This is a genomic window from Thiobacillus sp. (assembly GCF_024708915.1).
The window spans coordinates 1-9,571 of record NZ_JANJXQ010000112.1; the positions used below are offsets into that span (position 1 = coordinate 1).

The following is a 9,571-nucleotide window of genomic DNA, read 5'->3' on the forward strand; positions in this document are numbered from 1 at the left end:
GTCATGAGGTTGGAGATGGGCGTGCGTAATTCGTGCGCGATGTTGGAGGAAAACTCCGAAAGCCGGCGAAAGGCGTCATCGAGGCGGACCAGCATGGCGTTGAAGGCGGCGGCAAGCGGCATGAGTTCGGCCGGCAGGCCCGCAGACGGCAGGCGCGCGCCCAGACGTTCGGCGGAGATGCCCGCCACCGTGTCGGTGACCTTGCGCAGCGGCGAGAGACCCCATCGGGTCACGGCCCAGCCGAGGCTGGCGGTGGCCAGGGCTGCCAGCGCGATGGCTATACCCAGGACCGAGCGGAATGTGTCCATGAAAAGCTCATGGTGCTGGATGTCCTGTACCAGCGCCACGATGTACGGCGTGCCGTCGCCCGCCGTGATCGATGCGGCGATTCCCCGGTTGCTCACGCCGTTTTCCTGCCATTGGTGCAAGCTTCCTTCGGCGCATGCTGCCGGCCGGGTCTGGCAGGTTTGCAACAGCCTGTGCGGGAAATCAGCCCCCGAAGTCGCGAACCAGATGTTTCCTGCCTGATCCGTTACGACGACGGCGAGTCCATGATGCCCGACCAGGGCGTCGTCCAGCTGCTGCGGCAGGCGATCCAGTTCCCCCTGGCTGGAGGCATGCCGGAACAGATTCTGGATGAGATCAAGCTTGCCATTCAGCTCGTGGCGATCCTCCTCCTCGAAGTGCGCTTCCACCGCCTGCGTCAGGACATAGGCCGTTGCGAGCAGGACCAGCGATGCGGCGACTGCGAAGAGCAGGCTGATCCGGGTGGTCAGCGACAGGGCCTTCATCAGGCCCGATCCTCCAGGCCGTTTTCCAGCACATAGCCCATGCCTCGCACGGTGTGGATGAGTTTGGACTCGAAGCCGTCGTCGATCTTGAGCCGCAGCCGGCGTACCGCCACGTCGATCACATTGGTATCCGAGTCGAAGTTCATATCCCAGACCTGGGAGGCGATCAGACTGCGCGGCAGCACTTCGCCCTGGCGGCGGAGAAACAGCTCCAGCAGGGAAAATTCCTTGGCGGTCAGGTCGATCCGGCGGCCGGAGCGCGTGGCGCGGCGCCGCAACAGATCGAGTTCGAGGTCGGCCACTCGGAGGACGGCGGCGTCCAGACCGGCATGTCCGCGGCGCACCAGAGTCCGCACCCTGGCCAGCAGTTCCGCGAAGGCGAAGGGCTTCACCAGATAGTCGTCGGCCCCCAGTTCCAGCCCCTTGACCCGGTCTTCGACCTGGTCGCGTGCGGTCAGGAACAGCACCGGCACTTCGACGCCGGCGCGGCGCAGGCCTTCGAGCACCTGCCAGCCATTGAGCCCGGGAAGCATCACGTCGAGGATGATCAGGTCGTAGTGCGCTTCCTTGGCGAGCTCAAGGCCTTCCCAGCCCTCGCGGGCGAGGTCCGCGACGAATCCGGCCTCGGTCAGGCCCTGTTTCAGGTAAGCGCCCGTCTTGGGCTCGTCTTCGACGATCAGGATCTTCATGTATATGGCGGCAGATCGAGCGGCTCATCCTGCCACACAAATCGCCACGGATGGCGCGGATTACGGGTTTGTAATGTGCGGGTCAGCTTCATGTCTGCCTTGGGCGCACAGGATGCCAAGGGCGCCACCGCTTGCAAATCTCTGCGCTGCGGTGCCCCCACTCAACCATCATTCGAGGAATCCAGAATGAAACCCGGCATGCTGCTCGCGACATTCGCATTGGCTGTGACAAGCAGCGTTACCCAGGCCCATGGTGATGCAAAGCATCAGGGGACCGCCACGTCGCCGCAGGAACAGACACCGTGGGGCATCGCCGGATATGCCGGCCCCACGGTGCGCACTGTGTCCATCGTCATGAGTGACACCATGCGTTTCGCGCCGGACGACATCCCGGTCAAGCAGGGTGAGACCGTCCGGTTTGTGCTGCGGAACGAAGGCAGGATGCTGCATGAAATGGTCATCGGGACAAAGACATCGCTGGAAGAACACGCAGCGCTGATGCGCAGGTTTCCCGACATGGAGCATGGTGAGCCCTACATGGCGCATGTCGCAAAGAGCGAGAGCACAGAGATCGTCTGGCGTTTCAACCGGGCCGGGGAGTTCAGCTTTGCCTGCCTGATACCGGGCCACTATGAGGCAGGGATGGTGGGACGGATTACCGTGCGGCCCTGATGTCCTGGGCGCCTGCGCGAACATGCCGCCGGGTGTTGCAGACCGCCGGCCTCGATGGGTTCAATTCATGCCGCGCTTCATGGCGGCGAGGTCAACCACGCTGCAGCTGGTTTTCCGCGTGGCCAGACACGCGTCGCCGCCGGGGTGATGCTCAAACGAACAGGACCGTGCCTGCAGCATCGCCCAGTCGTCCTGCGCGTAGGCCTGGGGCGGCAGATTCGGCGGAAAGTAGACGCAACCGAAGCAGAGCTCGGCGGGTCCGGTGCGGTTTTCGTTCATGCGGGTGTCCTGTCTCCAAATAACGGGCAAAAGCATCAGCCTCGTCCCGCCGGCGCTGCATGCGGTGCCGGGCGCCAGCCAAGATGACACGAATGTAACCCATCCGTCAGCTTGCCGTGATGAAGCGCCTTCCATACTGGCGTCATTCATCAGCAGGATTTCCCTGCGACGCCGTCGCTGGGCCCTGAATCCGATGCCGAAAGGAGTATGCATGAGAAAGAACCTCACCCTGACCGCCTTGCTCATGGGCCTTGGCCTGGGCCTGCCGGCCTGGGCCGATACCCAGCATGCGACGTACGTGAAAACGGCAGCGCAGACGGTTGCCCTGTCCGAGGGGGTGGTGAAGAAAATCGACAAGGCGCAGAACAAGCTCACGATCAAACACGGTCCGCTGGAAAACCTCGACATGCCGGGCATGACCATGGTTTTCCGCGTGCAGGATGCCGGCTGGCTCGATCAGGTCAAGCCCGGCGACACCATACGGTTCCAGGCTGAAAGGGTGAACGGTGTGCTCGCCGTGACCCGGCTCGAGATCGTTCAATAACCCAACTTCGAGGAGCGATTCATGCAGGCAATGCAACGTACCACCCTGATGTTTTCCCTGGCCGCCGCTATGGTGCTGTCCGCCGCCGCGCGCGCCGAGAGTAGCCATCATCCGGAGCAGGCTCCGGCGGCGGCGTCTGCAGCGGCCCAGGCCAAGCCGGCGACAGCCGCCGACATGCGGGCGCTGCGCGAGCGCATGCAGGAAATGCGCCGTACGCGCGACCCCGCCCAGCGCATGCGGATGATGGAAACGCAGATGAACCAGATGGATGCCGTGATGAAGAACATGGAGGCTGGCTGCCCGATGGCCGGTCAGGCGCCGGGCAGCATGGGCATGATGGGGGGCGGCATGGGCATGATGGGCGGTCAGGGCATGTCCGGCAACGGCGACATGATGAACCGGCGCATGGAGATGATGGAAAAGCGCATGGACATGATGCAGATGATGATGCAGAAAGGCATGCCGCCGCCACCCACCGCAACACCGGCCAAATGAGGAATGGCGCAGCGGGTGGCCGTCCATTCCGCCGCTGAAATTCAACAGGCAGGAATCCACCGGAGCGGATGGGCACGCCGGTCGCGTAGTTGCGGGGGGCACATGAGAAGAACGTCTGGCGCGCGGCGGCGCCTGTGGGCCATTGTGGCCTCAATCCTGGCTTTGCCGACCTGGGCACAGGAACTCCCGCTGCCGGGGGGAAGCGTCGATTCGCTCCTCGCGTACGCCCGGGAACACAATCCTGAATACGCGGCAATGCGCCTGGAAGCGGACGCCGCGGGCGAACGCGTGGCATCGTCATCGGCCTTGCCCGACCCGAAATTCCGCATCGAGCTGCGGGACATCACCCGATTCGGCGAACAAAGCCCGAGCCTGTCTCCGGGCAATGTGGGCAGCACCCGCTATCTGCTGACGCAGGATGTCCCCTGGTTCGGCAAGCGTGCGCTGAAACGGCAGGTGGCGGAACTCGATGCCGAGGGCGTCAGGGGGCAGGCCATGGGGAACTGGGCGGAACTCTCGGCCCGCATCAAAGCGGCCTATGCCCAGCTGTACTACGTGCACCACAACGAGCGGGTTACGCGTGAAGTCCTCGATCTCCTGTCGCGTCTGGAAAAGATCGCCCAGGTGCGCTACGCCGGCGGCCTGTCGGCCCAGCAGGACGCCATCCGGGCCCAGGTCGAGCAGACCGGCATGAAGACCGAACTGATCTCCCTCGAGAACGAACGCCGCCAGCTTCAGGTTCGCATGAATGCCTTGCTTGCCCGCCCTGCCGGCGCGCCGCTGGACGAGCCGGGAGTGTTGCGGCCTGTGCCCATCGCGGCGAAGCTCGATCATTCCGCACTCGAGGCACGCGTCCGCGCCCGCAATCCGCAATTGTTTACCGAGGCGGCGCGCATCCGGTCGGCTGAAGCAAGCCGTGACCTCGCCTACCGGAACCGCTACCCGGATTTCAATCTGGGCGTGTCTCCCATCCAGTATCAGAGCGCGGTGAGGGAATGGGAGCTGATGCTCGAACTCAACCTGCCCTTGCAGCAAACCTCACGCCGCGCCCGGGAGCGCGAATCGGAATCCCTGCTGCGCGCCGCCAGGGCGCGCGCGGAAGCGGCTTCCAACCAGATTCTCGCCGAGCTCGCCGGGCATCTCGCCGCTATCGAGGCGGCGCGCCGCACCGACACGCTGATCGCCAGCAGCCTGCTGCCGCAGGCCGGGCTTACCTTCCGGGCCGCGCTGGCAGGCTACGAAAACGGCCGTCTCGATTTCGCCACGCTACTGGACGCGCAGCGCCAGACCCTGCAGGCAAGGCTGGGCCAGCTCAAGGTCCAGGTCGAGATCCAGGTACGGCTGGCGGAAATCGAGCGACTGCTGGGGGACGATCTATGAAGCGGGGCGTGATTGGGGCGACGGGGCTGGCGCTTGCTGCGGGACTGGCGGGCGGCGGCTACTGGCTGGGGGCGCGAACCGGGGTTCCGGCCGCTGGTTCGGCTATCCATTCGCCAGTGCTGGAAGGCGCGCAGAAGCCACGCCAACTCCTCTATTACCGCAACCCGATGGGGCTCCCCGATACTTCGCCGGTTCCCAAGAAGGACCCGATGGGGATGGACTACATCCCGGTCTATGAAGGCGATGAGCAGGGCAACGGCGATGCCGCGCAGGTCAGGATCAGCCCGGACAAGGTGCAGAAACTGGGCGTGAAGACCGAGGCGGCCGCCCTGCGGACGCTGGACCGGATCGTGCGCGCCGCCGGCCGCATCGAACCGGACGAACGGCGCATCGTCGCGGTCGCCCCCAAATTCGAAGGCTACATCGAGCGCCTGCACGTCAATGTCACCGGGCAACGGGTCGCCAGGGGGCAGCCGCTGTTCGAGGTCTACAGCCCCGAGCTGGTTTCGGCCCAGCGCGAATTCGCGCTCGCCGCCGAGGGGGCGCAGGCCATGCAGTATGCCGACGGCGAGACGCGGAACGCCATGCAGCAACTCGCCGAATCGAGCCTGGCGCGGCTGAGGAACTGGGATATTCCCGATGCGCAGGTGAAGGCATTGACAAAGACGGGTGAGGTGAAACGGTCGCTCACCTTCCGCTCGCCGGTATCCGGCATCGTAACGGAGAAGAAAGCCGTTCAGGGCATGCGCTTCATGCCCGGCGAGACGCTGTATCAGGTGACCGACCTGTCTTCGGTCTGGGTCGTGGCGGACGTGTTCGAGCAGGACATCGGGCTCGTCAGGGCCGGCACCAGGGCCCGTATTTCGATCAGCGCCTACCCGGACAGGGTGTTCGAGGGCAGGGTCACGTACGTCTACCCGACGCTGACGTCCGAGACGCGCACGGTTCCGGTTCGGCTCGAACTCGCCAATCCCGGCATGCTGCTGAAGCCGGCGATGTTCGCCCAGGTGGAGTTGCCGGTCGGCGATGGAAAGCCGGTGCTGGCCATCCCCGAATCGGCGGTCATCGACAGCGGCACCCGCCGCATCGTACTGGTGCAGCTTGAGGCCGGCCGCTTCGAGCCACGCGAAGTCAGGCTCGGCGGGCGCGGCGGCCGCTACGTGGAGGTGCTGGACGGAATCGGCGAAGGCGAGCAGATCGTGGTCGCGGCCAACTTCCTGATCGACGCCGAAAGTAACCTCAACACGGCGATCGGGAGCATGGGGGGCCAGGCCGCACCGGGCGGCGCGCCCGAGAGTGCGTCGCCAGGGGCGAGGCACCGGGCCGAAGGAACGGTGGACGGCGTGGATTCCAGGACCGGTGGGATAAGCATCAATCACGGCCCGGTGAAATCGCTGCAATGGCCCGCCATGACCATGGAATTCACGGTCGCGAATGAATCCCTGCTCAAGGGCATCCATCCCGGAACAGCGGTGGCGTTCGAGTTCGTCGAACGGCAGCCCGGGGAATGGGTGATCACCGGCATCAGGCCGATGGGCGCCCCGGCTGCGCGTTCCAGCCCTCGCGCCGGTCGCTGACGGGGGACGCCATGCTGGCCAGCATCATCGAGTGGTCGGGCCGGAATCGCTTCCTCGTCCTGCTCGCCACCCTGTTCGCCGTCATCGGTGGCATCTACGCCATCGCGAAGACGCCGCTCGACGCGCTGCCCGATCTCTCGGACATGCAGGTCATCATCTACACCGAATATCCGGGCCAGGCGCCGCAGGTGGTGGAAGACCAGGTCACCTATCCGCTCACCACGTCCATGCTCGCGGTGCCGCGGTCCAGGGTGGTGCGCGGGTTTTCCTTCTTCGGCGCATCTTTCGTCTATGTGATCTTCGAGGACGGCACCGACATCTACTGGGCCCGTTCGCGGGTGCTGGAGTACCTCAACTTCGCCTCCAGCCGCCTGCCGAAAGGGGTGACGCCGACGCTGGGGCCGGATGCCACAGGCGTGGGCTGGGTCTATCAGTACGTCGTGCTGGCGAAGGATCGGACGCTGGCCGAACTGCGTGCGATCCAGGACTGGTACGTGCGCTACCAGCTGACCAAGGCGCAGGGTGTGGCCGAGGTCGCCTCCGTCGGCGGCTTCGTCCAGACCTACCAGGTGACCGTCGACCCGGTGAAGCTGCGCGCCTACGGGATTCCACTGCGCACGGTTTCGCAGGTCATCCGCGATTCCAACCGCGATGTCGGCGGGCGCGTCGTCGAAATGGCCGAAACCGAGTACATGGTGCGCGGCAAGGGCTATCTGCGCGGCAAGGACGACCTTGAGATGCTGGTGGTGAAGAGCGAGGCGGGGACGCCGGTGCTGGTTCGCGACATTGCCCGGGTCGAGCTGGCGCCGGACGAGCGGCGCGGCCTCGCCGAGCTCAACGGCGAGGGCGAGGTGGTGTCCGGCATCGCGATGGCGCGTTACGGCGCCAACGCACTGGAGGTCATCGGCAATCTCAAGGCCAAGCTCGCCGAGATTTCCGCCGGCCTGCCGCAAGGGGTGACGATCGAGCCGGTCTACGACCGTTCCGACCTCATCCTGCGTGCGGTCGAGACCCTCAAAACCACGCTGATCGAGGAAAGCCTGATCGTCGCGCTGGTGTGCGTGATCTTCCTGCTGCATGTGCGCTCGGCACTGGTCGCCATCCTGATGCTGCCGGTGGGAGTGCTGATCGCATTCATCACCATGCGTCTGCTCGGCATGAATTCCAACCTGATGAGCCTGGGCGGCATTGCGATTGCCATCGGCGCGATGATAGACGCCACCATCGTGATGATCGAGAACGCCCACAAGCACCTAGAGCGGCTGAAAGAAGGCGAGTCGCGCGCCGAAGCGATGATCGCGGCGTGCAAGGAGGTGGGGCCGGCCCTGTTCTTCTCGCTGCTCATCATCACCGTGTCCTTCCTGCCGGTGTTCACGCTGGAGGCGCAGGAGGGCCGGCTGTTCGCCCCGCTCGCCTACACCAAGACCTTCGCCATGGCCGGCGCAGCGCTGCTGTCGGTGACGCTGGTTCCGGCGCTGATGCTGCTGTTCATTCGTGGCCGGATCGTGGCGGAGGCGAAAAACCCGGTGAACCGCTTTCTCATCTGGATCTACCGCCCCGTCATCGCCCGGGTCATGCGCTGGAAGAAGACGACCATCCTCGCCGCGCTGGTGATCCTGGCCGTTTCGGTTTATCCGGCGTCGTGGCTCGGCAGCGAATTCATGCCGACGCTCAACGAGGGCACGCTGCTTTACATGCCGTCTTCGCTGCCCGGCATGTCGATCACCAAGGCGGCCGAACTGCTGCAGACCCAGGACCGGATCATCAAGAGTTTTCCCGAAGTCGCCTCGGTCTACGGCAAGGCCGGGCGGGCCAACACCGCGACCGACCCGGCGCCACTCGAGATGTTCGAGACGCTGATCAACCTGCGGCCCGAATCTGAATGGCGGCCCGGCATGACGACGGACAGGCTGATCGCCGAACTGGACCGTGCCCTGCAGTTTCCCGGGGTGTCGAACGCGTGGACCATGCCCATCCAGGCACGCATCGACATGCTTTCCACCGGCATCCGCACGCCCATCGGGATCAAGGTCTTCGGCCGCGATCTGGACGGGATGGAAAAGCTGGCCCGGCAAATCGAGGCCGTGGTGAAGAGCGTTCCCGGCACGACTTCGGCCTACGCCGAACGCATCACCGGCGGCTACTACCTCAACATCGAGCCGGACCGCGAGCAACTGGCCCGCTACGGCCTCGCGGTCGGCGATCTGCAGGAGGTGATCGGCACCGCACTGGGGGGCGAGGTGGTGACGACCACGGTGGAGGGGCGGGAGCGCTTCGGCGTACAGGTGCGCTATCCGCGCGAGTTGCGGTCCAACCCGCAGCAGATCGCACGGGAGGTGCTGGTACCCACCCTGGACGGGGCGATGATTCCCCTCGGCCAGGTGGCGCAAATAAAAATCGCCAAGGGCACGCCGGGCATCCGCACCGAGAACGCGTTGCTGTCGGCGTATATCTTCGTCGACATCCGCGACCGCGACATCGGCTCCTACGTGGCCGAGGCACGCAAGGCGGTCAGCGAGCAGGTGAAGTTTCCGCCCGGCTATTACATCACCTGGAGCGGCCAGTTCGAATACATGGAGCGTGCCATCGACAAGATGAAGATCGTCATTCCGCTGACGCTGCTGCTCATTTTCGTTCTGCTCTATCTCAACTTCCGGCGGCTGACCGAAACGCTGATCGTCATGCTCTCGGTGCCCTTCGCTCTGGTCGGCGGCATCTGGCTGATGTGGGCCCTGGATTACAACCTGTCGGTCGCGGTCGCAGTGGGCTTTATCGCGCTGGCCGGCGTCGCTGCCGAGACCGGCGTGGTGATGCTGATCTACCTGGATCACGCCTGGGCATCGGCGCAGGCCCGGTGCCGCGTGGAAAACCGTCCCGCTGACGCGGCCGATTTGTACGCGGCGGTGATGGAAGGCGCAGTGGAACGCGTCCGTCCCAAGATGATGACGGTGGTCGCGATCATGGCCGGCCTGCTGCCCATTATGTGGGGAACCGGGACCGGATCGGAAGTCATGAGCCGTATCGCGGCGCCCATGATCGGCGGCATGGTGTCCTCGACCGTGCTGACGCTGGCCGTGATCCCGGCGATCTATGCGCTGGTCAAGCAATGGGAACTGGCGAGACGAATCCGGCTCGGCATGGCCA

Annotated in this window: 9 protein-coding genes; 6 read left to right on the forward strand and 3 right to left on the reverse strand. The window is 65.0% G+C overall.

Annotation, left to right across the window (positions count from 1 at the left end; all coding sequences use genetic code 11):
* Positions 1–791 (reverse strand): HAMP domain-containing protein (locus tag Q0L94_RS08305; RefSeq protein WP_296752358.1); only part of this gene is annotated, 791 nt, incomplete at its 3' end.
* Complete coding sequence (locus tag Q0L94_RS08310) at positions 791–1,480, reverse strand: heavy metal response regulator transcription factor (protein WP_296752361.1); 690 nt, start codon at positions 1,478–1,480, stop codon at positions 791–793. The genes Q0L94_RS08305 and Q0L94_RS08310, both read right to left, overlap by 1 nt.
* A 186-nt stretch (positions 1,481–1,666) precedes the next feature.
* Between Q0L94_RS08310 and Q0L94_RS08315 the strand changes: the two genes are divergently transcribed.
* Entirely contained in the window at positions 1,667–2,152 is a 486-nt protein-coding gene (locus Q0L94_RS08315; RefSeq protein ID WP_296752364.1) for a cupredoxin family protein, read from the forward strand.
* Between the two features lie 60 nt (positions 2,153–2,212).
* Here the strand turns inward: Q0L94_RS08315 and Q0L94_RS08320 are convergent, their stop codons facing one another.
* Positions 2,213–2,431 carry a hypothetical protein gene (locus Q0L94_RS08320; protein ID WP_296752366.1) on the reverse strand — a complete coding sequence of 73 codons (219 nt, stop codon included), beginning with the start codon at positions 2,429–2,431 and terminating at the stop codon, positions 2,213–2,215.
* Positions 2,432–2,642: 211 nt separating this feature from the next.
* Here Q0L94_RS08320 and Q0L94_RS08325 point away from each other — a divergent pair, with 211 nt between their 5' ends.
* The 5 genes from Q0L94_RS08325 to Q0L94_RS08345 form a co-directional block, all read left to right on the forward strand.
* On the forward strand, positions 2,643–2,975 hold the full coding sequence (locus Q0L94_RS08325; RefSeq protein ID WP_296752369.1) for a copper-binding protein: 333 nt from the start codon (positions 2,643–2,645) through the stop codon (positions 2,973–2,975).
* 21 nt (positions 2,976–2,996) lie between these two features.
* Positions 2,997–3,470, forward strand: a complete 474-nt coding sequence (locus tag Q0L94_RS08330; RefSeq protein ID WP_296752372.1) for a hypothetical protein — start codon at positions 2,997–2,999, stop codon at positions 3,468–3,470.
* 102 nt (positions 3,471–3,572) lie between these two features.
* Entirely contained in the window at positions 3,573–4,850 is a 1,278-nt protein-coding gene (locus tag Q0L94_RS08335; RefSeq protein WP_296752376.1) for a TolC family protein, read from the forward strand.
* Positions 4,847–6,427 carry an efflux RND transporter periplasmic adaptor subunit gene (locus tag Q0L94_RS08340; RefSeq protein WP_296752377.1) on the forward strand — a complete coding sequence of 527 codons (1,581 nt, stop codon included), beginning with the start codon at positions 4,847–4,849 and terminating at the stop codon, positions 6,425–6,427. Before Q0L94_RS08335 ends, Q0L94_RS08340 begins: the two co-directional genes overlap by 4 nt.
* 11 nt (positions 6,428–6,438) lie before the next feature.
* On the forward strand, positions 6,439–9,571 hold a 3,133-nt coding region (locus Q0L94_RS08345; RefSeq protein WP_296752380.1), incomplete at its 3' end, for a CusA/CzcA family heavy metal efflux RND transporter.